General features: G+C 44.7%; 15 protein-coding genes. 14 read left to right on the forward strand and 1 reads right to left on the reverse strand.

What is annotated here, in order from left to right; genetic code table 11:
- Window positions 1–13 precede the first annotated feature (13 nt).
- The 14 genes from ABID99_RS08735 (at window position 14) to ABID99_RS08800 (ending at window position 23,762) form a co-directional block, all read left to right on the forward strand.
- On the forward strand, window positions 14–844 hold the full coding sequence (locus ABID99_RS08735) for an alpha/beta hydrolase (RefSeq protein WP_373613456.1): 831 nt from the start codon (window positions 14–16) through the stop codon (window positions 842–844).
- Between the two features lie 406 nt (window positions 845–1,250).
- Window positions 1,251–3,002: a RagB/SusD family nutrient uptake outer membrane protein gene (locus tag ABID99_RS08740; RefSeq protein ID WP_188832522.1), complete on the forward strand. Its 1,752-nt coding sequence runs from the start codon at window positions 1,251–1,253 to the stop codon at window positions 3,000–3,002.
- A gap of 25 nt (window positions 3,003–3,027) precedes the next feature.
- Window positions 3,028–3,471 (forward strand): DUF5004 domain-containing protein, encoded by a 444-nt coding sequence (locus tag ABID99_RS08745; protein ID WP_176627389.1) that lies wholly within the window; start codon window positions 3,028–3,030, stop codon window positions 3,469–3,471.
- Window positions 3,472–3,495: 24 nt separating this feature from the next.
- A complete protein-coding gene (locus ABID99_RS08750) occupies window positions 3,496–4,500 on the forward strand; it encodes a DUF4961 domain-containing protein (RefSeq protein WP_373613457.1) in 1,005 nt (334 codons plus the stop codon).
- Window positions 4,501–4,596: 96 nt separating this feature from the next.
- Window positions 4,597–7,695: a SusC/RagA family TonB-linked outer membrane protein gene (locus ABID99_RS08755; protein ID WP_373613458.1), complete on the forward strand. Its 3,099-nt coding sequence runs from the start codon at window positions 4,597–4,599 to the stop codon at window positions 7,693–7,695.
- A gap of 28 nt (window positions 7,696–7,723) precedes the next feature.
- Complete coding sequence (locus ABID99_RS08760) at window positions 7,724–9,430, forward strand: RagB/SusD family nutrient uptake outer membrane protein (RefSeq protein ID WP_373613459.1); 1,707 nt, start codon at window positions 7,724–7,726, stop codon at window positions 9,428–9,430.
- A gap of 41 nt (window positions 9,431–9,471) precedes the next feature.
- Window positions 9,472–12,564: a SusC/RagA family TonB-linked outer membrane protein gene (locus ABID99_RS08765; protein WP_373613460.1), complete on the forward strand. Its 3,093-nt coding sequence runs from the start codon at window positions 9,472–9,474 to the stop codon at window positions 12,562–12,564.
- Window positions 12,565–12,759: 195 nt separating this feature from the next.
- Window positions 12,760–13,821 carry a prolipoprotein diacylglyceryl transferase gene (locus tag ABID99_RS08770; RefSeq protein WP_373613461.1) on the forward strand — a complete coding sequence of 354 codons (1,062 nt, stop codon included), beginning with the start codon at window positions 12,760–12,762 and terminating at the stop codon, window positions 13,819–13,821.
- A 10-nt stretch (window positions 13,822–13,831) separates the two neighbouring features.
- Window positions 13,832–15,031 carry a hypothetical protein gene (locus tag ABID99_RS08775; RefSeq protein WP_373613462.1) on the forward strand — a complete coding sequence of 400 codons (1,200 nt, stop codon included), beginning with the start codon at window positions 13,832–13,834 and terminating at the stop codon, window positions 15,029–15,031.
- Between the two features lie 46 nt (window positions 15,032–15,077).
- Entirely contained in the window at window positions 15,078–17,354 is a 2,277-nt protein-coding gene (locus ABID99_RS08780) for a GH92 family glycosyl hydrolase (protein WP_373613463.1), read from the forward strand.
- 290 nt (window positions 17,355–17,644) lie between these two features.
- The gene (locus ABID99_RS08785) at window positions 17,645–20,611 is read left to right on the forward strand and encodes a discoidin domain-containing protein (protein WP_373613464.1); all 2,967 of its coding nucleotides are present in this window, start codon (window positions 17,645–17,647) and stop codon (window positions 20,609–20,611) included.
- Between the two features lie 68 nt (window positions 20,612–20,679).
- Complete coding sequence (fucP, locus tag ABID99_RS08790; protein WP_373613465.1) at window positions 20,680–21,915, forward strand: L-fucose:H+ symporter permease; 1,236 nt, start codon at window positions 20,680–20,682, stop codon at window positions 21,913–21,915.
- Window positions 21,916–22,024: 109 nt separating this feature from the next.
- Complete coding sequence (locus ABID99_RS08795; protein WP_373613466.1) at window positions 22,025–23,047, forward strand: LacI family DNA-binding transcriptional regulator; 1,023 nt, start codon at window positions 22,025–22,027, stop codon at window positions 23,045–23,047.
- A 106-nt stretch (window positions 23,048–23,153) separates the two neighbouring features.
- On the forward strand, window positions 23,154–23,762 hold the full coding sequence (locus ABID99_RS08800; RefSeq protein WP_176627380.1) for an MCP four helix bundle domain-containing protein: 609 nt from the start codon (window positions 23,154–23,156) through the stop codon (window positions 23,760–23,762).
- Between the two features lie 228 nt (window positions 23,763–23,990).
- Here ABID99_RS08800 and ABID99_RS08805 read toward each other — a convergent pair whose 3' ends face one another.
- Window positions 23,991–26,357: an alpha-L-rhamnosidase C-terminal domain-containing protein gene (locus ABID99_RS08805; RefSeq protein ID WP_373613467.1), complete on the reverse strand. Its 2,367-nt coding sequence runs from the start codon at window positions 26,355–26,357 to the stop codon at window positions 23,991–23,993.
- Window positions 26,358–26,385: the final 28 nt, after the last annotated feature.

Raw genomic sequence — 26,385 nt, forward strand, 5'->3', positions numbered from 1 at the left:
TCACTATATACTGATGAATATTAAAAAGTTACTATCTATTCCATTGTTTATTGGCCTTGCGGTTTACAGTTTGAAAGCTGCCGCCGCAACGGTTGATACGGTGCTGACCCACAGTGCCATAATGAACAAAGACATTAAGGCTGTGGTGATCAGGCCGGCCGATTATTCAAGCACCAAAAAGTACCCGGTATTATACCTGCTGCATGGTTTTAGCGGCAATTACAGCGATTGGATTAAAAAAGTCCCTGCTGTTGCCGGTTTGGCCGATACTTATCATTTTATTATAGTTTGTGCCGACGGCGATTTTGCTGGCTGGTATTTTGATAGCCCAACCATTAAGGATTCACAATACGAAACCTATGTAGGTACTGAGCTGGTGAATTGGGTAGATAAGCATTATTCAACCATAACTGACCGAAAGGGGAGGGCCATAACCGGTTTGAGTATGGGCGGACATGGCGCGTTGTATATAGCTTTTAAGCATTTAGACAAATTTGGTGCTGCCGGGAGCATGAGTGGCGCGGTTGATATCAGGCCTTTTCCGGATAGTTTCGGCATCGAACGCGTATTGGGTAAATACAGCGAACACCCCGACAGGTGGGAACAAAACAGCGTGGTAAACCTCATCTACCTGTTAAAACCCAACTCACTTGCTATTACTTTTGATGTTGGTTATGATGATTTCCTTTACCAGGCTAACCAGGAACTGCATGAAAAGTTGCTTGAACGCAAAGTCCCCCATGATTATACTGTAAGGCCGGGAGGCCATACCTGGGAATTTTGGGGCAATTCCATCAACTACCAGGCACTGTTTTTTAGTCGTTTTTTTGGCGGAATGAAATAAATGATGCCGGGTTACCAATAAATTGGTGCTAAGTTTTTAGTTCAATTTACACGTTCAGGTATCGAAAAAGAGAAAATCAGACCTGTGGCTTCCGCTTAAGTACTATGGACTTAAATAGATAACGCTTTTATAATAACAATTACAACATTTTCAACCGATTGCAAATGTTGTAATTGTTAAAATTCCAGTATAGAAATTGTGATTTTAAAAATTATAAAAAAATAACTCGAAAAATTTGCTAAATCGTTTTTATAAACTATATTAGTATCAGATTTCAACATCTGAATTATAAACCAATTAACAAACAGCTTTTAAAACATTTGCTCCGCGGGTTAAAAAATATGAAATTGCTAAAACGATTTTATATTTTCTCTGTCGAAGCACGATGTTAACTAACCCCTATAGTATGAAAAAACTTTACTTTAAGGTTCTTGCTTATTCGGTTTTCGGGGGCTTCCTTGTTTTTACTTCATGTAAAAAGGAAGGTTTCCTGGGGCAAACACAAACATCAAACCTAACCGGCGAGACGGTGTTTACCGATAGTGCTAATACCGTATCGTTTTTAGCCGGTATTTACAGCAATGTTGGTTTTAGTGCGGCGGCAGGAAGGTTTACCTACGGGCCAATACTTTCGCCTACGCCTAACGGCGGTATCGATGCTGCCTCCGACGAAGCGGAAGTATCAGCATCTGCCGGATCAACAGCCCTGGCATTTGAAACGGGCACCATCAATGCCGCCGTGGTTACCGATGATGCGTATAAAACCTGTTATACCAATATCCGCTCGGTAAACCAGTTGCTTAAAAATTTGCCTAAGGCACCAATCAATAATTTCGTCAAAACACAAATGAAAGCCGAGGCGCGGTTTTTACGGGCCTGGTATTATGCTATATTACTGAAACATTACGGCGGTGTGCATTTACTTGGCGACAGTGTTTACACCTATACGGATAAGATCCCGGCTGCCCGCAATACCTATGCCGATTGCGTGAATTATATCCTTGCCGAGTGTGACGCGGCAGCGCAGGACCTGCCGACTGTGCAATCGGGGGTAAACTATGGCCGTGCATCAAAAGGGGCCTGCCTTGCTTTAAAATCAAGGGTGCTGCTTTATGCCGCAAGTCCTTTGTTCAACGGGCAATCTATCGGTGAGGGTAAAACGCTTGAATTGGTGGGATACCCGGCTTACGATAAAGAGCGCTGGAGACTTGCCGAACAAGCTGCGGCCGCCGTTATCTCAACAGGGGTGTATAGCCTCAACGTTGACAATGCCACCGCCCCGGGTTTTGGCTTTCAAAAGCTGTTTACCAAGCGTGTAAATACCGAATATATTTTCCAGTTGATGCGCCCGACCGGCAACGTGGATTTAGAAAACTTATGGCAGCCACCGACCCGTACGGGCAAAAACGGTGCTTTCCCCCTGCAGGGATTGGTTGATGCTTTCCCGATGAGCAACGGTAAAAATATAACAGACCCTACATCAAACTATAATCCCAATAATCCTTATGCTAACCGCGATCCGCGTTTGGATTATAGCATCATCCATGACCAAACGCCTCTGCAAATCAGGCTTTCGTCGGGTACCTCGCCCATAAATATTTTTGTTGGTAAATACAACGGAAATACAACGGGACCTGATGCCGTACATGTTGGCACTACCACCGGATACTACACCAATAAAATGCTCGACCCGGCTGCCGTGGCCAACGATTTTATGCACCGGACAGATCGTTGCCTACCATTGATCCGCTATGCCGAGATCCTGCTGAACTATGCCGAAGCTGCTAATGAATATGAAGGGCCAACCGCATTAGTTTATTCGGCAGTTGAGGCTATCCGTCAACGGGCGGGCTTAAACCCATACCAGTTGCCCGCGGGTTTGAGCCAGGCTGATATGCGTACAGCCATTCAAAATGAACGCCGTATTGAGCTGGCTTTTGAAGAGCACCGCTTTTGGGATGTGCGCCGCTGGAAAATTGCTGATCAAACTGACAACATCACTACCAAAGGCATGGAGGTTGACCGGGATGGTGCGGCAGTAGCATATAAACAATTTGATGTGCGCAAACGCAATTTCCGTAAAGCGATGTACCTATGGCCTTTCCCGCAAAGCGAGGTAGCCAAATCGCCCGAACTGATCCAGAACCCGGGCTATTAATCACCGACAGTATAATAGTATTGATATGAAATATAATTACAAAGCAAAATGGTTTTACTTGCTGTTGATAGCTGTCTTTATGATGGCAGTATCATCATGTAAAACCGAAAAGATAGTTCCCGGAAGCGAGGCGCCCAAAGATATCGCCGGCAACTGGCGGGTGATCAAAGCTACCCGTAATGGAACCGATTTAACCTCCATTATTGATTTTAGCCAGTTCCGGATCAATTTCACCGATAAGGGATACACACTGGTAAATAAGCTGCCCTTCCTGGTAAGCAAGGATGGTGCTTTTGCACTTGATGATCCGCAGTATCCGTTTAAGATCACCTTTACTGCCACGGGCGATAAGCCGGTTTCAACAGCTTTTACTTATCCTATAGTAAACGGCAAAAGGCAGCTTAGTATCACCTTCAGTCCGGGCTGTACCAATAATACTTATGTGTACGTGCTTGAAAAAGCCAATTGATAAACTAAAAGCAACCGATAAATTATGAGATCATATTTACATATAAAAGGTAAAAATTTATGGAAGCTGTGTGCTTTGGTGGTGCTGGGTATTGCTTTAGCCTGCTGTGGCGAACAAATTACCAGTGTTGATCAGCCGGCCACAGCTACCGTAGGTTCAGTTGTGCCGATAACGGTACACTGTGATATCCCTACCGTGGGAGATGGAGGCCCCGACTACCTCATTTTTGGTTTTTTGGTGCCTAAAGGCTGGAAGGCAGCGCAGAATACCACTATAACGTACACCAGCAAACAAGGTAACGGAACCATGTCCCTGATACCCGACGGTACTTTACCTAAAAAGGGCGACGGCCTTACCTGGTCGGCATACATGAAAAAAACTTTCGGTAACGGTGGTAACCTTATTGATGACATGGAATGGGTGGCTTACCAAACTGATAAAGCCTACAGCCATGCCGGTGGGGTAGAGTTCATTGTAGACCTGAATATCAAAACAAAAGTAGGTGCCGATAATAATAACATGTTGGTTAAACTGGGCTATACCATAACCGACAGCGGCAACGGTTTTACCAGCGATGGCAATGGTACTTATTACAGTGTGCTGCTTGGTAATACCTGTTTTGAAGTAACCGGCGGCAGCGGTGACCTGGTTGACTTTTGTAACCCGCAGCTTACCACTATCGATCCGCCAAAATCATTGGATAACGATTTTGTAACCCTGACTTTTGATGGTACAGTTACCGATACACAGTTAAGCGGCGCAAGTGAAGTTTACCTGTGCGCAAAGGCCTACACCAGCGATGGGAAAACCATAAACGTTTGTGAGCAAACCTCTAAAACATTATTGAAACAAACTACTGCCACCAGTAAAAAGTACCAGCTTACGTTTTGGCCGAGATCATTCTTTAATGCAGGGGATACGCAAACCATCACAAGAATGGAGTACTTCCTTACAGATAAAACGGGCAAGGTAAAGGTAGGCTATGGTAATACTGATGCCCCGTTCACCTATACATTTAAATGCGGTTGATCTGTAGATGAAATAAACAAGCAGATGCACCTAACTATACAGGATCTGCTAAAACGATATTTAAATCTTTTGCCAACAATTTTAAACCTGAAAAATATGGCTTATTGCTACATAAATAAATGTTTAACAGGTATCACGCTGTTGATGCTGCTACTGGTTAAAACCAGCTATGCAGCCATGCAGCAGGATACAACTGCCGTGGCGCCTGCACGGCCCGGTCAGGTAAGCGGTATTGTACTTGATGAGTATGGTAACCCACTGCAGGGTGTTAAAGTAATCAATAAAGGAAAAAATAGTACCCTGACTACCGGTAAAGACGGCATGTTTGCTATCAACGCCATAAAGGGAGATGCCCTGGTATTTACCGCCGTGAATTATAACGCCCGCCAGGTTACAGTTAAAAACACTGCTAAATTAACGGTGAGGCTCATAGATACCTATATCCAGGCACCTAAAACCATTAATGTGCTTTATGATACCATCAGCACATCAAAAAATGTGGGCGCCATATCAACTATCTATACCAATCAGCTTACCAGTACCCCAGCAACTTTATATACCTATGCTTTACCCGGGCAACTCCCCGGTTTATATACCCAGCAGTATAGCGGTTTCGCCGCACCTCAAACCGGTGTGCAGACTGTAAATGACTTTATCGGGGCGGTAGTACAGCACAATAATTATTCGGCCAATGATAATACGGAATTCGGCCTTTCATTAAGAGGGCAGGGGCCGATAACGATTATCGATGGTGTTCAGCGTGAGATAGCGTCGCTTGATCCGGAAAGTATCGAATCGGTTTCGGTATTAAAGGATGCGCTTTCAAATATGATGCTGGGCATCAACAGTTCGCGCGGTACTTTACTTATTACTACCAAACGTGGTCAGGTGGGTACGCCGCATATTTCATTCACTGCACAAACAGGCACCCAGCAGCCTTTAGGCTTGCCAAACCCGCTGCCTGCTTATCAATATGCGTATTTATATAATGAAGCGTTACAAAACGATGGTAAGCCGGCCCTTTACAGCAGTGCCGATTTTAACGCCTACCGCAACCACACCGACCCTTTACGGCATCCGGACGTTAACTGGTTTAAAACCATATTGCGCGATAATTCGCCGATGACCAGCTACAAGCTTAATGTTAACGGCGGTACCCAGGTAGCGCGGTACAGTGTTTCATTAAACTACCTTGACCAGGCCGGGATGTTCCGCACCTCATCGGCTGTACCATACAACACCAATAATGATCTTAACCGCTATATCATTAACTCCGATCTCGCAGTTAACGTAACCAAAAAATTTACTGTCGATCTTCAGTTATTTGGCCGTATCCAGCAAAGCACGCAGCCAGGGGCAGGGTATGGAAACATATTGGGCGCTCTTTACAGCACGCCAAACAATGCATATCCGCTTTATAATCCAAATAACACATTTGGCGGTACAACAACATATACCAACAACCTGCTTTCGCAAACCGAGTTTTCAGGCTATCAGCGCACCAGCAGCAATGATGTACTGGCCAACCTCGATCTGAATTATGACCTCAGCAGCATAACACCAGGCTTATCGGCAAAGGCAAAAGGCAATCTTGCTTTTTCATCGCAAAGTTTTTTAAATCGCTCATTGCAAAATAATGCCTATTTCTTTAACGCCGACAGTTCTTATTCGGCAGTGGGCTCATCAGTTGCGCAAAGTAATTCGTTCAGTACAGTTTCAAGCGCCCGCTACTCGTTTGCCCAGGCATCAGTTAATTACGACAGGACTTTTGGCAAAAGCAATATAACCGGTATGGCACTGTATGATGTACGCTCGGTTGTATTAAACTATGACCTTTCGCAGGTAACAACAAACCGTGCATTAAAAGCGGGTTATAATTATGACGGTAAATACTTTATTGAAGCGGTTGTCAACAGTAGCGGTTATAACCGTTATCCTCCGGGCAATCAATATGGCTTGTTTTACGCCGGCGGTATTGGCTGGCAAATGGGTAAAGAGGATTTTATTAAAGATAATTTCAGCTGGATAAACTCATGGAAATGGCGCGCCACCTATGGTAAAACCGGAAACAACAACGTAGATAATTACGGTTATTATAACTTTTTGCAAACCTACGGCCCTTCGCAGGGTTATTCATACAGCACGGGTACCAGCAAAAGCCCGGTACAGGGTTATTTTGAAAACACATTGGCCAACCCATACATCCGCTGGGAAAAAGCCCGCAAGCTGGATATAGGGGCCGATATTTCCCTGTTTAATAATCATTTCAATATTACTGCCGATTATTACCACGACAGGTATTATGATCTGTTGCAGGTTAGAGGAAACAGTATTGCTTTGTTAGGTACTTCATATCCTTACGAAAATTTGGGTATTAATCTTTACAAAGGCGCTGAGCTTACTTTAACCTATCAAAACCACATCCAAAATTTCAATTACTTTATTTCGGGTAATGCATCTATCCAATCGTCAAAAATTATTTTTAGCGACGAAGAGCCATATCCTTACCCATGGCTCAGGCACACCGGCCGCTCAACCAATGCTATTTATGGTTACACGGCTATCGGTTATTTCAAGGATGCCCAGGATGCTGCCACCAGTGCAACAACTACCGGTTACACCGCACAGGCAGGAGATGTAAAATACAAAGACCTTAACGGCGATCATATTATCAACCAGTTTGATGTTTCGGCCATAGGTGGTAACCGGCCGTTGGTTTATTATGGCTTTTCGGCGGGCTTCAATTACAAAGGTTTTAGTCTGAGTTTCCTGTTACAGGGCGTAGCGAACCGTGAGCTGATGTTCAATAACTCGCAGGTGAACGGCTTTGCAGGTGTGGGTTTCCTCGGGCTTACTTACAGCGGGCAGGCGTACAACACCATTTTAGGCCGGTGGACACCCGAAACCGCTGCTACGGCTACTGCGCCAAGGTTATCAATAGGTAACGCCAATAATACCGCCAACTCAACCTTGTACCTGCGCAAGGGCAACTATATAAGGCTTAAAAATGCCGAGGTAGGTTACAACCTGCCTTATGAGTGGGCGCATAAGCTTAGGCTATCGGGCTTGAGAATATTTGTGAACGGCGAAAACCTGTATACACTGTATGGCTACAAAGATTTTGATCCGGAGGTATACGGTACTGCTTACCCAATTCAAAGGGTAATAAATGCCGGCGTTAACATTAAGCTTTGATTTTGGCCATCATAAAAATATTACGATCATGAAGAGTTTCAACAAAATAATTTTAGCGGCCGCCGGCATCTTAACCATAATGGCCGGCTGTAAAAAATATGAGCAGTTCCCGGTTGATAAGGTGACTATCAATTACGTGTTTGACAAAAAGGACTCCTTAGGTACCAATGCCCAAATGTTCCTGTATGGGATTTATGCAGCGCTCCAAAACGGGCACAACAGGGTAGGGAACGACTACCTTGACGCGGCCAGTGATGATGCCATGTCATCGGCTTCGGTATCATCAAATGTAGTAACCATACTTTCAACAGCATCTTATAATTCATATACCATCCCCGCCGGTGAAAACCTTTGGGCTTATTACTACGCAGGCATCCGCAAGGCAAATGAGTTTGTGAACAATATTGATGTAGTGCCGGTACTTGCACAATACCATGGTTACTCCATGAAATATGTATGGAAAAGCGAGGCACGTTTTTTAAGGGCACTGTATTATTTTGAACTGGTTAAACGTTACGGTGGCGTTCCCTTATTGGGCAACAAGGTGTTTACTATAACGGATAATGTGGCCTTGCCACGTAATTCCTTTGCCGATTGTATCAACTACATTGTAAGCGAATGCGATGCCATTAAGGATACCCTGATGACCGCGCCGCTGAGCAACCCTAATGCTGATTATCACCGCCCTACCAAAGGCGCCGCCATGGCTTTAAAGGCCAAAGTACTGCTATATGCTGCAAGCCCATTATTTAACGGACAGAATATTGATGCCTCAAATCCGCTAACAGGTTACACCGATTTTAGCGCCGACAGGTGGGCACAGGCTGCTGCTGCCGAAAAAGCGGTAATGGACCTGAATGTTTATTCGTTATTGCCCAGCTTTAAAGATGTATTTCTGACTCAAAACAGCTCTGAAAATATATTTATCCGGCAAACAGATAATTCATCCTCGATTGAAACCACTAACGGTCCGGTTGGATTTACCGGGGCAGTAGGCAAGGGGCAAACCAGTCCGACACAGCAATTGGTTGATGCCTTCCCCATGAAAAGCGGTTTGGCTATTACTGATCCGGCATCAGGTTATAACCCTGATAATCCTTACCAGAACCGCGACCCGCGCTTAACCTATACCGTGCTCTATAACGGTGCAAGATGGCTTAACTCAGATCTGCAATTGTATGAAGGAGGGGCCAGCAAACCCAACGGCTCATTACAGCAAACCAAAACAGGCTATTACATGCGCAAGTTCATGGGCAATTTTGAAAACACCAATGCCTACGCTGCTCATGTCATAGACTGGCAGATCCTGCGCTATGCTGATGTGGTTTTAGGCTATGCCGAATCACTCAATGAATCGGCCGGAGCAACTCCCGAGGTTTATAATGCTGTTATCAGCATCAGGAGAAGGGCAGGGATAGATGCGGGCACCGGCAATTACGGACTTAAAGCCGGTATGAGCAAAGCGGAGATGCGCGCCATCATCCAAAATGAGCGGCGCCTGGAAATGGCTTTTGAAGAGAACCGCTACTGGGACATCCGCCGCTGGAAAATTGCTGAAACGGTAATGAACCAGCCGCAAAAGGGGATCAGCATTGTGAAGATAGGCTCCAGCCTTACCTATAACGTGGTGAATGCGCTCACCACCAAATTCGAAGCGCCAAAGATGTACCTGTACCCGATACCTTATGACGAGGTTTTGAAGAACCCGAATATGAAACAAAATCCAGGATGGTAATCTCAAAACTTCAGCCAGTTAAACCAAAAAAATTAAGCTTTATGAGAAAAATAATACTTCTCTTCCAGATATTAATGATCCTGCTCCCGGCGGTGTCATTTGCGCAAAGCAGGACTGTAACAGGTACTGTACGCGATATTACCGGGGTATTGCCAGGGGTATCGGTAATTGAAAAAGGTGTTCCGAATAATGGTGCTATTACAGATCAGGGTGGTAAGTTCAGGCTTGTTCTTAAAGGGCAGTCAAATACCATCATTGTGCGTTTTATTGGTTATATCCCGCGTGAGCTCCGTGTATCTGAATCGGGCAGAATGGATATCATCCTGCAAACCAATACCAACGGTTTGGATGAAGTAGCCGTAGTAGCTTACGGAACCAAAAAAAGGATCACCAATACAGGTGCTGTAAGTTCCATTTCGGCCAGCGAGATCCGTACCGTGCCAACGGCCAACGTGCAAAATGCTTTAACCGGTAAATTGCCGGGCTTTTTTTCGCAGCAGGGTTCGGGCCAGCCGGGTAAGGATGCTTCCGATTTTTATATCCGCGGGGTAAGCTCGTTAAATCCATCGGGTAACCAGCCGCTCATTATTGTAGATGACATCGAGTACAGCTATGACCAGCTGCAGCAGATCAATGTTAATGAGATAGAGAGCATCTCGATTTTGAAAGACGCGTCAACAACGGCTATTTATGGTATCAAGGGAGCTAACGGCGTATTGGTGGTAACCACCCGCCGCGGCAAGGCCGGCACCCCTAAAGTTAACCTTCGTGTGGAAGGCGGCATCCAGCAGCCTACTAAAACGCCGCAGTTTTTAGATTCATACAATACGGCGGTACTCATTAATGAGGCACAGCATAATGACGGCATCCCGCTTAGTTTTACCCAGCAGGACCTCGACCTGTTTAAAAATGGATCCGATCAATACGGTCACCCCAATGTTGATTGGTATAACAAAATCTTCAAGAAATACACCTATCAAACCAATGCCAACCTGGATATTTCGGGTGGTACAACCGGTGTAAAATATTTTATCTCCGGTGGCGCGCTGAACCAAAATGGTCTGGTACGTGATTTTGCCGATCCGCAAAGTTTGGTGAATACCAATTACTATTTTAAACGCTATAACTTTCGTTCAAACCTCGATCTGAAAGCCAATAAAACGCTCGATCTGCGGCTGGATATCACCACACGTTTTTCGGACCTGAACCAGCCTTATAACCAGAACGCCGTGAGCGAGGTATATAATTTTACCAAAGAAACGCCTTTTACGGCGCCATATCTTAACCCTAACGGAAGCTATTCATACGCCTATTCATCATTTAATCCTGATCACCTGCCAACGCTTAACGCCAGGCTGGCAACGGGCGGCTATCAGCATTCCCGTCGTACCGATTTTAACGTGCTTTTTGGTGCTACCCAAAGGCTCGATGCTTTAACCAATGGCCTTTCGGTAACCGGCAGGGTGGCTTATTCAAGCATTGAGCAGTTTACCAAGCAAATTTTTAACGGCGGCATCCCTGCCTATCATTATGATCCCGCTACTAATCAATATTCTTTAAGGCCGGGTGCTACTTATGTATATCAAACTTATGCGTTAACAGGCAGCACCGATATCAATACCAATAACTACAACCTGCAGCTTTACGCCAACTACGACAGGACATTCCGTGGTTCGCACCATTTTTCGGGATTGTTGTTGTTCAATCAAACTTCGCAAACGTATTTCACCTATCCGCTGCTTGATGGCGCGCAGGTTGGTGTGCCGCAAAAGTTCCGCGGTATATCGGGCAAGGTGGGATATGACTTTAAACAGAAATTTCTGTTCGACTTTAACGTAGCCTATAACGGCACCGACCGCTTTGCCGCTAATCATCGCTTTGGGATTTTTCCGGCTGTGAGCTTTGGTTACAATATCGCCAAAGAGTCGTTCTTTGAAAAGGCTCTCCCTATGTTCAGTCTTTTGAAAATAAGGGGCAGTTATGGTTTGGTTGGTTCGGATGCAGCGCCGGGTAACCGTTATGTATATAACCAGGTTTACAACCAGGGCGGTGGTTACAATTTTGGCGAAACAGCTCAAAACTACAATACTATATATGAAGGCTCATTGGGCAATCCGAACGTAGTTTGGGAACGTGCTAAAAAGATCGACATAGGCCTGGATGCCAACTTGTTTAATGATAAAATATCTATTACGGCCGATTATTTCCACGATATCCGTTACAATCAGCTGATTACACCGGGGAGTATACCGGAGATTTTGGGTGTTGGTTTGCCTGCCGTAAATATCGGTAAAACCCGTAACCAGGGCCTCGACGGGCAGATCAGCTATCATAGCACGCTTGGCAAAGTACAGTATAACGTTGGTTTCGTGTTCTCGTACGCTAAAAACAAGATCCTCTATGAGGATGAGGCTACCCCGGCATATCCATGGCTGGCGCAAACCGGTCATTCAATCGGGCAGCAATATGGTTATCACTTTTTAGGATACTATACCGCTGCCGATATTGCCGCCATCAATTCGGGAAGCAAATCGGTACCCGTACCAGATAACGGTATCCCGCTACAGCCCGGCGATCTGAAATACCAGGACCTGAACGGTGACGGCGTTATTAATGTGTTTGACAAAAGGCGGATAGGCAATCCGAACCTGCCAAACACCATACTCGGTCTTTCATTGCAGGCAGTTTACAAAGGTTTTAGTGTAAGTGTGCTTTTGCAGGGATCGTTCAATTACAGTTTCGCGGTGATTGGTACAGGTATCGAACCATTTCAAAGCCAGTTTCAACCCATACACCAGGAACGCTGGACACCCGAAAACCTGGTCAATGCCGCCTTCCCAAGGTTAACTACCAATCCAACTTCGGTAAACAGCCCTACGGCTTATTTTTCTGATTACTGGTTATTAAACGCGCATTACGTGCGGTTAAAAACGGTTGATATCGGTTATCAATTGCCAACCAAGCTGTTACCATTTAAGATTAACAACGCCCGCATTTATATGAGCGCATATAACCTGCTCACTTTTGATAACTACAAAAAATATCAGCAGGACCCGGAAATTGCTACCAATACCGCGGGCGATGCGTACATTAACCAGCGGGTGATTAACCTGGGCATCCAGGCAGGTTTTTAAAAACCAATAGATAACCATAAGGGGCCGGCGCTGCGGTGCCAGCCTCCTTTTTTTGATTTGGCAGATAAACTTTAAATTAGGATATGTTTCCAACCATCGGCGATCTGATATATTATCTCTTCCATATCCGGATTGGATTTCCTATCCAAACGCTTGGTTTTTTTATAGCGCTCGCCTTTCTATTTGCCATACATAGTGTTTACTTCAGAATTTAAAAGATATGAAGCTATTGGAAAGATCAGTGCATTTAAACGGAAGGTAATCATCGGAAAACCCGCTTCGGCAGCTGAAATGATCATTAATTTTTTGCCCGGTTTTTTATTTGGCTTTAAACTTTTTGGAGCTGTTTTTAATTACCAGGTTTTTGCTGCAAACCCGCGGGCGTATATCCTTTCATTGCAGGGAAATTTAACAGCCGGCGTACTTATTGGGGGTGCATTTGCCTTCTGGATTTACCGCGACCGGAAAAAGTTTGCATTGCCTAAGCCACAAACAACTGAATATTCGGTACATCCTTATCAATTAATGGGGCTGATTGTTTTCAGTGTTGGATTTTTCGGTTTCATTGGTGCCAAACTTTTTGATATCGTTGAGCATTTTGGCAGGTTGAGATATGATCCGCTGGGTACTATATTTTCTGCCAATGGGTTTGCTTATTATGGAGGCTTGATCTTTGGCGCGCTGACATATCTTTATATCGGTCACCGGCATAACATGAAGCTGGTCCACCTTGCCGATATCGGTTCGCCGGGCATGATGCTGGCGTATGGCATTGGCCGTATTGGTTGCCAGCTGGCGGGTGATGGTGATTGGGGTAAGGTTAACCCACATCTAAAACCCGGTTTTTTAAGCTGGCTGCCCGATTGGATGTGGGCGTTCAATTATCCGCATAATGCTATCAATGCCGGTACACTGCTGCCCGGTTGCCTGGGTAACTATTGCAATCAACTGGCTAACCCGGTATACCCCACGCCGTTTTATGAGGCCGCACTTTGCATTGGTATGTTTTTGCTGATGTGGGTTTTTCGTAAACGGATAGTTACACCCGGTTTTATGTTTTTCCTGTACCTTGTGTTAAACGGTACCGAGCGTTTTTTGATAGAGAAGATCCGAATAAACCCGGTTTATCATTTTTTAGGTTTACCATTTACCCAGGCCGGCTTCATCGGTTTTTTAATGCTGATGGGAGGATTAACCGGCTTTATTGCGCTGTTTGTTAAACACAAAAGCCATCATCATAAACATTTACCAGTATAAATATTATTTAATGAAGAAAATTACCCTTGTTTGTTTAGCTTGTTTGGGCCTGGTTTTAACCAATAGAGCCTTTGCGCAAAAAGCTGACACTGTTAATCTTACCGATATTAAATTTAAGGCAGAGGCCGCACCGGAATGGTCGGCCCTGTTAAAGCGTGATTCGGGCTGGTTCGGGGGCGATGGTATTTATACTATCCCTTTGAATGGGAAGGAGACCGGCCAGGCAAAACATAACGATAAAGTGCTTTTTATTTTCAGCGATAGCATGATAGGCGCGGTGCGTGATAACACTATGGCTCCGGGGGCCACCATGATCCACAATGCCGTAGCTGAACTAAAAGGCAATGAGCCTTTGGATAAACAGATGAAGTTTTACTGGGATAAAAATGCTAAAGGAAAACCGGAGTCGATTTTTATCCCCCATACACCTAAAACAGGAGCTACAGATTACTACTGGCTTGGCGATGGCTTTGTAAATCAGGCATTGAATAACAACATCTATATTTTTGGGTACAGGGTGCATAACGTAAGCAACGAAGCATTTGGTTTCAGGGAAGTTGGCAATACGCTCATCAAGATCCCGGCAAACAGTAAACCTCCTTATAAAGACCTTAAACAAATGGATACGCCGTTTTACCTGGTAGATCAGAAAGGGGAAAGCGGCTCGTTTGGTGCCGGGATTTACGTAAATACCAAAAAAGCCGGTGCGCCAAAGCCCGATGGCTATATTTACGTTTATGGGGTACGTGGCATGGCCAAGAACCTGATGGTTGCCCGTGTACTGCCCGGGGATTTTGAAAATTATAGTAAGTGGACTTTCTATAATGGCAAAGCCTGGGTAAGCGATATGGAACAGGTTGCCAATATAACCAGCAGCGTATCAAATGAGTTAAGTTTTAGCCCGCTGCCGGATGGGCGTTACGCGCTGATATTCCAGGTAGGCGGGATGACCACATCCGTAGGGATGCGGATAGGTGCAAGCCCGGTAGGTCCGTTTGGTCCGATCATTAAATTATGGGATTGCAAGCCTGATCTTATTGCCAAAACGTTTGTGGTTTATAATGCCAAGGCGCATCCAAGCTTATCAAAGCCCGGTGAACTGCTGATCAGTTATAACATTAACTCGGTTGATTTTTTAAACGATCTGAAGAAATACCCTAATCTGTACAGGCCAAGATTTATCAGGGTAAAGTTTAATGAACACGAATAGGCTCGAATTGAGGAGCACGAATGGAATTAGTGTTTAATATAACCCAATGAAAATACGTTCGCTTATTTGCGCAGTTGCGCTTATGTATGCCGGAAACCTGTTTGCGCAGGAGGCTAACCTTGTTAAGTATGTGAATACCCGACAGGGCACCAATACCAAATATGAGTTCTCGTACGGTAACACCTATCCGGCTACTTCGCTGCCTTTCGGCATGAACACCTGGACACCGCAAACCGGCAAAAACGGCGATGGATGGAAATACCAGTACTTTGAACATACTATCCGCGGCTTTCAGCAATCGCACCAGTGCAGTTCGTGGGTTAACGATTATGCGGTGTTTTCGCTGATGCCGGTTACCGGTAAACTGGTTGTTAATGAAGATGAACGGGCGGCATCATTTAGCCACGATAACGAGATCGCTCAACCAGGTTACTATAAAGTAAAACTTGATAATAATATTACAACCGAAATGTCGCCGACCGAACGGGGAGCGCACCTGAGGTTTTCGTTCCCGAAAGGTAAAGCCTCCTATCTTGTTTTAGATGGCTACACTAAAATGAGCGGGGTAAAAATCATCCCGGCCGAGCGGAAGATAACAGGCTACGTAAACAACTGCCGCTGGGCCCCTAAAGATTTCAGGAATTACTTTGTCATTATTTTTGATAAACCCTTTACCGATTATGGAACCTGGGAAAATAAAAAGAATATCCTTTCTGAAAAGAACGGATCGGCAGAGGGCGAAGGTATCGGGGCCTATATCAAATTTAAAGATGGCGAAACGGTACAAGTCAAAGTAGCTTCGTCCTATATCAGCCCGGAGCAGGCCGAACTTACTTTGACAACTGAACTGGGTAAATACAAATCATTTGATGACACCCGTAAAGCTGCTGATAAAGTATGGAACGAGTTGCTTGGCCGTATGGCCATTGAGGGGGCTACGGAAGATCAGAAGGCGACTTTTTATTCGTGCATGTATCACGCCAATCTATTCTCACACCAGTTTTTTGAATATAATAAAGACGGAAAGCCATACTATTATAGCCCTTACGATGGCAAGGTGCATGATGGTTATATGTATACCGATAATGGTTTTTGGGACACTTTCCGTGCCCAATTCCCGCTGAATACGGTGTTGCACCCCAAAATGGAAGGCAGGCTTGTAAATGCGCTGCTTGATGCGCAGCAGCAATGCGGTTGGTTGCCGGCCTGGTCGTTCCCGGGTGAAACGGGAGGGATGCTGGGTAACCATGCCATATCCCTGTTAACTGATGCCTGGGTAAAAGGGATCCGCACCTTCGACCCCAAAAAAGCCCTGGAGGCTTATTATCATGAAGCTACCAATAAAGGTCCGTGGGGCAGTGCCAATGGTCGCCCTGGCTGGAAGGAATATTATGCCAATGGTTATGTGCCTTTTACACCGCAAACCCTTGGTTCAACTGCCTGGACGCTGGAGTTTGCATACGATGATTTCTGCGGATATCAACTGGCTAAACTCACCGGCAATAAATTTTATGAAGATGTTTTTGCCCGGCAGATGTACAATTATAAAAACCTGTTTGATACCAAAACCCGTTTCATGCGCGCGAAAGATGCGCAAGGTAATTGGATTGAACCTTTTGACCCCATGGATTGGGGTGGCCCCTATACCGAAGGTAATGCCTGGCACTGGACCTGGTCTGTTTTTCAGGATACGCAGGGTTTGATCAACCTGATGGGCGGCGAAAAAAATTTTACCGCTAAGATTGATTCAGTATTTACAGAGCCTGGAACTATCAAAGTAGGAGGGTACGGACAGGTGATCCACGAAATGACAGAGATGGCCGAATTTAAAATGGGTCAGTACGCGCAGGGCAACGAGCCTATCCATCACTTGCTTTACCTGTACAACTATGCCGGCCAGCCCTGGAAAGCCCAGCAGCATTTGCGCGATGTGATGGATAAAATGTATAACGCCGGCGAAAACGGTTACCCCGGCGATGAGGATGAAGGCCAGATGTCATCTTGGTTTGTGTTGAGTGCCGCTGGCTTTTACAGTGTTTGCCCCGGTACCGATCAGTATGTAATTGGCAGTCCGCTATTTAAAAAGATGACCATCGCTTTGGAAAATGGCAAAAAGTTCGTGATAGAAGCTAATAATAACAACAAGGAGAACGTGTATATCCAGTCGGCGACACTGAATGGCAAGCTTTATACCCATAACTGGATCAGCCATGCTGATATTATGAACGGCGGCGTATTACACTTTGAAATGAGTGATAAACCGGCCATGAACCGTGGCATTGGTTCTGAAGATAGACCGTTTTCGCTTTCAAAAGCTCAATAACAAAATTAAGAAGAATATGGAAAACGTCATTGCGACTGTTTAAATCCGGAGGCCCCCTGAAGGTGAAATGACAAAAGAGGGCCTGTCATGCTGAGCCTGTCGAAGACTCGCGCGCAGAGTCCTGCCCACCATGCTTCGACAGGCTCAGCATGACACCCGTTTTAAGTTGTCATGGGTAGGAACGAAGCAATCCCAAACTATACAGAGCCGATCTGCAAATCAGGGATTGCGTCGTTCCTCACAATGACGGTTACTTTAAGAATTATTAGAATATCCGCTAAAACGATTTTATGGTCAATATTTACAAAATAAAAAAGTCAATTCTATTACTTACTTCGGTGATACTGCTGTTCAACCAGGCATCAGCACAGGAAATCTTTTACCTCAACAACACCAATAAACAAATCACCTGGAAAGTAAAAGCCCAGGCCGACCTGGGAGCCGATAGTCTTGACATCTACAAAAACGGTTACGCCACTACTGATTGGGTAAAGGCTATTGTACCTGGTACTGTATTTTCATCATACGTAGCAGCCGGTTTGGAAAAGGATCCCAATTTCGGCGATAATATTTATAAGGTTGATAAAAAGAAGTACGACCGCAATTTCTGGTACCGTACTGAGTTTAATGCTCCCGCCAATTTTACCAAACAAAAAATCTGGCTTAATTTCAAAGGTATTAACCGCAAAGCCGAGATCTACCTGAATGGGAAGAAGATAGGCGGCCTGGACGGTTTTATGCAGCGGGGTATGTATGACGTAACGAAACTCTTAAATAAAACAGGGGCAAATACGCTGGCTGTTTTGGTTTACTGTCCGCTGAACCCATTGGTAAATTATGCCAGTCCAACATATATACCCAGCGCCAGTTGGGATTGGATGCCTTATGTACCGGGTCTCAACAGCGGCATTACTGATGATGTTTACCTGAGCAACACAGGTAGCCTTACCATTAATGATCCCTGGATTCGTACAGATGTGCCTACTACCGCCCGGGCTGAAGTATCGGTTTCGGTTGGGGTGAAAAACAGCACAGATACTTTTCAAACAGGGACCTTAACCGGTGTTATTAATCCTGGAAATATCCGGTTTACCCAAAAAGTATTTGTGGGTGCTAACGGCAATGCAGAGGTAAAAATCGACCCAAAACATTTTTCGCAGCTGGTGATCAACGGCCCAAAACTGTGGTGGCCCAATGGCTATGGCGATGCCAACCTGTACACCTGTAACTTAAGCCTGAAGCTTGGCGATGAACTATCTGACAGCAAACAGATCCGGTTCGGCATCAAAAAATACAGCTATGATACCGTAGGCCATGTATTGCATTTATATGTAAATGGCACCAAAGTATTTTTAAAGGGCGGCAATTGGGGGATGGCCGAGTATATGCTGCGTTGCCGGGGAGACGAGTATGATACCAAAGTGCGTCTGCATAAGGAAATGAATTTTAACATCATCCGCAACTGGATAGGCTCAACCACGGATGAAGAATTTTATGATGCCTGCGATAAATACGGCATCATGATTTGGGATGATTTCTGGCTTAACTCTATCCCTAACCTGCCTAATGACGTAAATACTTTCAATGCTAACGCCATCGAAAAAATAAAACGGTTCAGAAATCACCCTTCCATTGCCATTTGGTGCGGTGATAATGAGGGCGAGCCTTTACCTCCGCTAAATAATTGGCTTCGCGAAGACATTAGCGCTTACGATGGTAACGACAGGTATTATCAACCTAACTCGCATGCCGGTAACCTAACAGGTAGCGGTCCGTGGACTAACTTTGAACCGCGCTGGTATTTCAGCCGTTTTCCTAATGGCTTTGGCGGTAATCAGGGTTGGGGATTGCGTAGTGAGATAGGTACGGCGGTGTTTACCAATTTCGACAGCTTTAAAAAGTTTATGCCGAAGGACAAATGGTGGCCGCGGAACGAGATGTGGAACCTGCATTTCTTTGGCCCATCCGCAGGTAATGCCGGGCCCGACAGGTACGACGATGGTATTAAAAACCGTTACGGTGCGCCTACAGGTATCGAGGATTATTGCCGCAAAGCCCAGCTGCTGAACATCGAAACCAATAAAGCCATGTACGAAGGCTGGGAAGATAACATTTGGGAAGATGCATCGGGCATTATGACCTGGATGAGCCAGTCGGCCTATCCTTCATTGGTGTGGCAAACCTATGATTACTATTATGACCTCACCGGTGCCTACTGGGGAGCTAAAAAAGCCTGCGAACCGGTGCACATTCAATGGAACCCGGTAAATAATGCTATTAAAGTGATCAACACCACCAGTACCGACGAAAACAGCCTCATTGCTTATGCCGATGTTTATAACAGCGATGGACAGATCGTAAAACAATATAGCCAGTCAAAAACTATCGATGCGCCATCGAATACAGCGCTGAATTGCTTTGCCATGGCTTTTGCTGATAACCGCGAAAATTTGGCACTAAACAAACCAGCATTTGCATCATCAACCACCATGGGTGAGGCCGGTTCTGTAACGGATGGTAATTCGGGAAGCAGGTGGGCTAGTAACTCCAGCGATGTCGAATGGATCTATGTTGATCTTGGCAGGGAGCAAGAGATAAACGGTGTTAAATTGAATTGGGAGGAGGCATATGGTAAAGCTTTCAAGATCCAGGTATCTGACGATGCTAAAAGCTGGAAAGATGTTTATGAAAGCGGCGATGGGCATGTCGGTGTTCAACAGGTTACCTTTGATGAAGTAAAAGGCCGGTACGTGCGCATGTACGGGCTGCAGCGTGGCTCGGGCTGGGGCTACTCGCTTTGGGATTTTGAGGTGTACGGCGGCGCGCCGAAAAGCAGCGGTCTTACGGATGTTCATTTCATCAAACTAAGATTGATTGATAAAAACGGAAAACTGGTATCAGATAATTTTTACTGGCGGGGTAATAAACGCACAGATTTTACCGCCCTTAATCAACTGTCAAAGGTTAGCCTGAAGGTATCATCAACCATAAAACTAATTAACGGCAGGTATTATGTGGATGCAAAGATCAGCAACCCATCCTCATCAAAGGCGGCCGCATTTGCCATTCGCGTACAGGCAACAAAAGCCGGCACGGGTGAACAGATACTGCCGGCAATAATGAATGATAACTATTTTTCGCTGATGAAGGGCGAATCAAAAGATATCAGGATTGAATTTGATGCAGCCTTGCTGGGCAAGGATAAGCTGAAACTATTGGTACAGCCTTATAATGATCCGGTAATAACGGAAAAGTAATAATAAGCCTTTGGTACCTTGAAGTTTTAAACTAATTTACCGGTCCAATTAACAAACAAACCTGCACAATGGATACCAAACCCAAATTTACCGAACGTAAGTTCCTTGTCGTACTCATTTTTGTAACCTCCTTATTTATGCTCTGGGGCATAGCCATGACCCTTGGCGATACATTAAACAAGCATTTTCAAAATGTTTTACACGTTTCAAAATCGCGTTCGGCGTATGTACAGTTATCATTATTTGGCGCTTACGCGGTGATGGGCATCCCGGCAGGTATGTTCATGAAAAAGTTCGGTTATAAAAACGGTGTGCTTTTAGGCCTCGGACTTTATGCTGCAGGTGCATTCCTGTTTGTTCCGGCGGCTGATGCTAAATCGTTTGACTTCTTCCGGATTGCCTTGTTTATCCTGGCTTGCGGCCTGGCTACGCTCGAAACCGTGGCCCACCCATTTGTTGCCTCTCTCGGCGATCAGCGTACCAGCGACCAGCGTATTAACTTTTCGCAGGCATTTAACGGTGTCGGCGGCGTTATTGGTCCGCTGTTGGGCGGCTATTTCGTTTTAAAAGGGGGGCAGGAGCATTCTAACGACCTGATATCTGTTAAACACCTGTATATTGTGATAGGAGCGGTGATAGCATTAGTTGGTGTAGCATTTTCATTTTTAAAAGTGCCCCCTTTACAAGATCCACATGTGGTAGCTACGGATTCATACGCTGTTGCTGCCGAAGGACATATTCCGGAAAGCCTGTTCAAAAAAAAGCATTTCGTTTTTGCGGCCATAGCTCAACTGTTTAACGTGGCAGCACAAGGCGGCACCTGGGCGTTTTTCATTAACTACGGTCACGAGATCATGCATTTAACCGATGAACACGCGGGCTATTATTTTTCATTAAGCATGGTGATGATGATGGCCGGCCGTTTTATTGGCACCTTCCTGATGCGTTACATAGCGCCAAACAAACTGCTGGCGATATTTGCTCTGGGCAATATCCTGATGTGTGTTATTGTAGCACAGGGATTTGGCGTGGTATCATTTGTTGCATTGCTGTTCATCAACTTTTTCTTCAGTATTATGTTCCCAACCATATTTAGCCTGGGGTTGAAAAATTTAGGTTCACAAACGCAAAACGCGTCATCATTTATAGTAATGGGAGTTGTAGGTGGAGGATTGTTTCCGCCTGTTATGGGCCTCATCGCTAATCACAATGTTGCTACGGCTTATTACCTGCCTATCATTTGTTATATGGTGATATTTTTGTTCGGGATCAGTTATCCTAAACTGAATAAAAAAGGAATATGAGCAAATTAGCTTAATCGATTTATTTTTATATTTTGGCCGATAATCGCTTAATAAATCATGGTTATTAAGCGATTATATTTTATATTTGATTTTAGCCAATTATAAGCCATTGAAAAAACTATCGATTGTTGATATCGCCAATGAATTAAAGGTTTCTAAAACCACCGTATCGTTTATACTGAACGGGCGTGCAAAGGAAAAACGGATAGGTGAAGACCTGGTAGAGCGTGTTACCAAATATGTAGAAGAAGTGGGTTATAAACCTAATTCCCTGGCTAAAAGCCTGCGTACCGGTAAATCAAATACCATTGGTTTAATGGTTGAAGATATTTCAAACCCTTTTTTTGCCAGCATAGCCCGGCTTATTGAGGATAGGGCTTATAAAAACGGCTACAAAATAATTTATTGCAGTACTGATAATGACACCCAAAAAACCAGGGAACTGATCAATATGTTCCGCGACAGGCATGTGGATGGCTATATTATTGCCCCGCCCGAAGGTATTGAAGACGATGTAGAACAGCTGCTTAAGGATGGCTTGCCGGTGGTAATGTTCGACAGGCATTTACCCAAAGTAAATACCGATTATGTCGAGGTTGATAATCTTTTCAGCACCTATAATGCTACCAGGCACTTAATACAACAGGGTTACAAAAATATAGGCTTCGTTACTTTTGCATCGTCACAAACACAAATGCTGGCCCGGATGCAGGGCTATAAGGATGCGCTGAAGGAAAGCCGTTTTGCTCCGGTGGTTAAAGAGATTGTTTTTAACCAGGACGAAGAAATGATCATTAAGCCGATGACTGTGTTTTTTAAAAAACATCAGGAGCTCGACGCGGTAGTTTTTGGCACCAACCACGTAGGTACCTGCGGGTTAAAAGTGTTTAACACGCTGGGTATTAAAGTGCCCGGGGATATGGCCGTTATATCGTTTGATGATTATGACGTTTTTAAACTGTACTCGCCCCCGGTAACCGCCATAGCTCAGCCGGTTGAAGAAATTGCCGATAATGTGATCACCGTGCTACTCAAAAAGCTTAATACCAAGGGAGTTAGTACCGCTTCTCATTCCATAATTCTTAAAACCAACCTCCAGATCAGGGGTTCATCGTCCGGATTAAAAGGGTGATTGAATTGGAAGGCCATATATTAACGGGTAAATGCGAAGCATTTGTAAAGATGGATATTTCGTAAATATTCAGTTTGTATCTTACCTTTAATAAAAATTTACTGTTATGAAACGGGCTTTTATTATAAAAAATAAAGCAAGAATGGTATTGGCCTTAGCTGTGCTTACTGCCATGCTTTTATTAGCCAACTGGAATGGTCGGGACAATGTTAAAGAATTGGATAAAACGTTGACATCCATTATGAAGGACCGCCTGCTGCCGACAACGTTTGTGCATGAAATAAGCAACAGGCTTTATGAAAATAAACTGGCAGCTGTTTCTGGTGCAGATGTCCAGGTAAAAATTAATGGTAATTATGCAGCTATAGAAGCGTTAGCAAAGAAATATGAGGCAACTCAATTAACACGCGAAGAATCAGCAAAATGGAAGACCTTTCGTGTGCAATTGCGTGATCTGCAGCAGCAGGAAGCTGGCCTGAATAATGCAGAGTATGTTTTTAATCAGGCCCTTAAATCGCTTGATCAACTGATAGCGATACAGGTTGGCGAGAGCAACCGCCTGCTGCAAAGCGGACAAAGAAATGTAAGTTCAAGTATACTTACAGCCAATTTTGGTGTGGTTGTTTGTATTTTACTTGGATTATTTATTATGGTGCTGCTAAGCGCCAGGGAACAAATGATTTTAAGGCAGGACGAAAGGCATTTGCTCAATTAAAGATCTTAATAAAAACCAGACTTACGATGTTTCTAAAACTTCGTAAGTCTTCGAGGTTGTTTAAAAACGAATAAAATAAATGTTTTTTGTAGAGACGCATCACATGCGTCTCTCGTAGGACAAGCCACATTCAATAGGGGCGAGCATGCGTAAATTGCATGCGGGAGACGCATGTGATGCGTCTCTACATTTGGAAATTATCGTTTTTAAATAGCTTCTTCGAGTTTCTTAAATAACCATCACATTTTCACCGCCTTTAAGCGGGTATGATTTTGCTTTCCAAACCAATACGCCGGATGTGTGCTTCGGTAAACTGACCTTTATTTTCCATCTGTTATTTTCTAAAACATAAGCTACTGCAACCTTGCCATCAGGATGGGGGATCTCGCCGCTCACATTTGTCATTGTTCCCAAATGTGGTTCGATCCTGATCTTGCTGAATCCGGGCGAATAGCTGTCAATACCCAAAACAGTCCTGAAGAATTCAATGTTGGGGCTGCTTCCCCAGGCATGGCAATCTGAACGGCTGTATTTAAGATCGGAATATTCGGCCCAGGTGGTTAAGCCCATTTTAATATTCTCGCGCCAGATATCCAGCCAATTCATATAATCGTTACCTAAACCACCTTTTACCAATGCCTGGTGCAGGTAATATTTAAAATAAATGGTGCATTGGGTCAATGAGGTATCGCTTAATAATCGTTTAGATAACACAGGCAGATCTGCGTTTTTCACCATGCCTGTAAGTATGGCTAATGAATTGGCATGCTGCGAAAATTGTTTCTTGTCCCATGTATCGGCATACAGCATTTTTGCCGGGTCCCAATATTTGCGTTGAATAGTTTGCTTAAGCTTAGCAGCTTCTTTGTTGTATAAAGTGGCGTAACCGGGCATGCCCATTTTTGTTTCCATAGCAGCAGCCCACTCATAAGCCCAAAGTAATTGCAAATCAATAATGGCCGAACTGCCGTCGGTGCCTTTTGGCGGCGAGCCTATATCCCAGTTTTTGCCGCTGGCCCAATCCACAAAAGTCCAGTAAGGGGTATTTTTTAATGAGCCATCAGCTTGTTGGTATTGGCTGAAAAACTTTAATACTGCCCGTTCGCCATCCAGCTTATCCTTAATAAAATTACTGTCATTGCGGTACATCCAGTAATCGTGCAGCATCCCTATGTACCATAATGAGAAAGTTGAAATAATTTGGGTATCATGCGTAGGGTAACGACTTTGGGTAACGCCCTCTGTTAAACGGGAGTGGTCCATCAGGTTAATGGCATTGCGGGCCAGCCGGTCGTCGCCGCTATAGTAGTAGGATATCATGGCCTGGATGCGGGTATCGCCGATGTATTGCAGCTGCTCATAATAAGGGCAATCTGTATAGGTTTCAAACGCATTCAAACGGGCGGTACGCCAGCCGATATCGAGCATTTGTTTTATTTCCTTGTTATCGGTATTGAAAACGGCACGTTGTTTAAATGGGTACCCGGTAAAGGTGCCATACAGGTCATCAATAACCAAAGGCTCGTTTTGTGTATGCACAATTAAGCGGATGTACCTAAAGGTGCGGAAGTTGAGCGTAGTATATGATTGCCCTTTGCTGCCATTGGAGATCAAACTATCGTTTCTGCCCGAAAAATCCTTGCCCTCCACATCGTTACGGTTGCCTTTACGCATGCCATATTTGCTTAAATTATCAAAAAGCGATTCGGCATAACTTAAAGAGATCCCGGCATCTTTCCCACCGCTGAAATTAATGGTAGGATAGGCATTGGTAAGATGTGTTTGATCAAGCAGCATGGTAACTGTAGTATTTGCAGGAATAGTAAGCGGCGTTTTAGTGCCCGGAAAAACCGGGGGAACATCTATCCCGGAGGCTTTACGTACAACGGGGATCCGCTCATAAATTAATTCCTGGTGCGGAATTGAGGATGGTACCAATTGCCATCCGAATCCATCCCACCGGCCCTTTAATTGCCCGCCGAAGAGGTTAGCTGCCTTTGGCCAGCTGCTATCATCAAAGTTAGACGAATACCAGTTCATCATGCTTTTATTCAGGTCCACCATTTCGCCGGTGCTGGCTGCAAAATAACCCCAGATGGGCTGATAACCTTTGTCCTGAATGCTTTTCCAGGTGTTATTGGTATTAAGGATCTCTTCGGCTGCTGAATTACCTTGTATAATAAAGGCGGTACGGACACTGATCTGGGCTTCAGGGCGGTATTGAGCTTCGTTCCACACTAAAGCAGCTACGGTATTTTTACCGGCTACGAGATAGGGCGCAAGGTCGACGGTTTCATAGTTCCAGTAAAAAGTATCGCCCCTTGCGGGGCCTAATGATACCAATGTGCCATTTACATACAATTTGTAACGGTTATCTGCCGATACATGAATGACAAAGCCGGCCGGTTTGTTGGTCAGCTCAATGTTTTTACGGAAATAATAAATGCCGTATTCATTCCCGGTGATGCCGGGCACGGAGATCCATTGCGCATTCCACGTCTTTTCCTCTGCGGTTTTATGAAGAGGCCGGGCATTACTGTTTTGTGATGAGAGAATGATAGTTAGAGATAAAGTTAGAATCAGAAGGTGTTTCATGAAGATTTCATTGATTAATTGGTGATGG

It is taken from the genome of Mucilaginibacter sp. OAE612 (assembly GCF_041806395.1).
GTDB classification, from domain to species: Bacteria; Bacteroidota; Bacteroidia; order Sphingobacteriales; family Sphingobacteriaceae; genus Mucilaginibacter; species Mucilaginibacter rubeus.

Coding starts and splice junctions, on each gene's coding strand:
- ABID99_RS08735 (WP_373613456.1), top strand. CDS start 14: ATGAATATTAAAAAGTTACTATCTATTCCATTGTTTATTGGCCTTGCG.
- ABID99_RS08785 (WP_373613464.1), top strand. CDS start 17,645: ATGGTCAATATTTACAAAATAAAAAAGTCAATTCTATTACTTACTTCG.
- fucP (WP_373613465.1), top strand. CDS start 20,680: ATGGATACCAAACCCAAATTTACCGAACGTAAGTTCCTTGTCGTACTC.
- ABID99_RS08780 (WP_373613463.1), top strand. CDS start 15,078: ATGAAAATACGTTCGCTTATTTGCGCAGTTGCGCTTATGTATGCCGGA.
- ABID99_RS08805 (WP_373613467.1), bottom strand. CDS start 26,357: ATGAAACACCTTCTGATTCTAACTTTATCTCTAACTATCATTCTCTCA.
- ABID99_RS08750 (WP_373613457.1), top strand. CDS start 3,496: ATGAGATCATATTTACATATAAAAGGTAAAAATTTATGGAAGCTGTGT.
- ABID99_RS08740 (WP_188832522.1), top strand. CDS start 1,251: ATGAAAAAACTTTACTTTAAGGTTCTTGCTTATTCGGTTTTCGGGGGC.
- ABID99_RS08765 (WP_373613460.1), top strand. CDS start 9,472: ATGAGAAAAATAATACTTCTCTTCCAGATATTAATGATCCTGCTCCCG.
- ABID99_RS08775 (WP_373613462.1), top strand. CDS start 13,832: ATGAAGAAAATTACCCTTGTTTGTTTAGCTTGTTTGGGCCTGGTTTTA.
- ABID99_RS08745 (WP_176627389.1), top strand. CDS start 3,028: ATGAAATATAATTACAAAGCAAAATGGTTTTACTTGCTGTTGATAGCT.
- ABID99_RS08800 (WP_176627380.1), top strand. CDS start 23,154: ATGAAACGGGCTTTTATTATAAAAAATAAAGCAAGAATGGTATTGGCC.
- ABID99_RS08755 (WP_373613458.1), top strand. CDS start 4,597: ATGGCTTATTGCTACATAAATAAATGTTTAACAGGTATCACGCTGTTG.
- ABID99_RS08760 (WP_373613459.1), top strand. CDS start 7,724: ATGAAGAGTTTCAACAAAATAATTTTAGCGGCCGCCGGCATCTTAACC.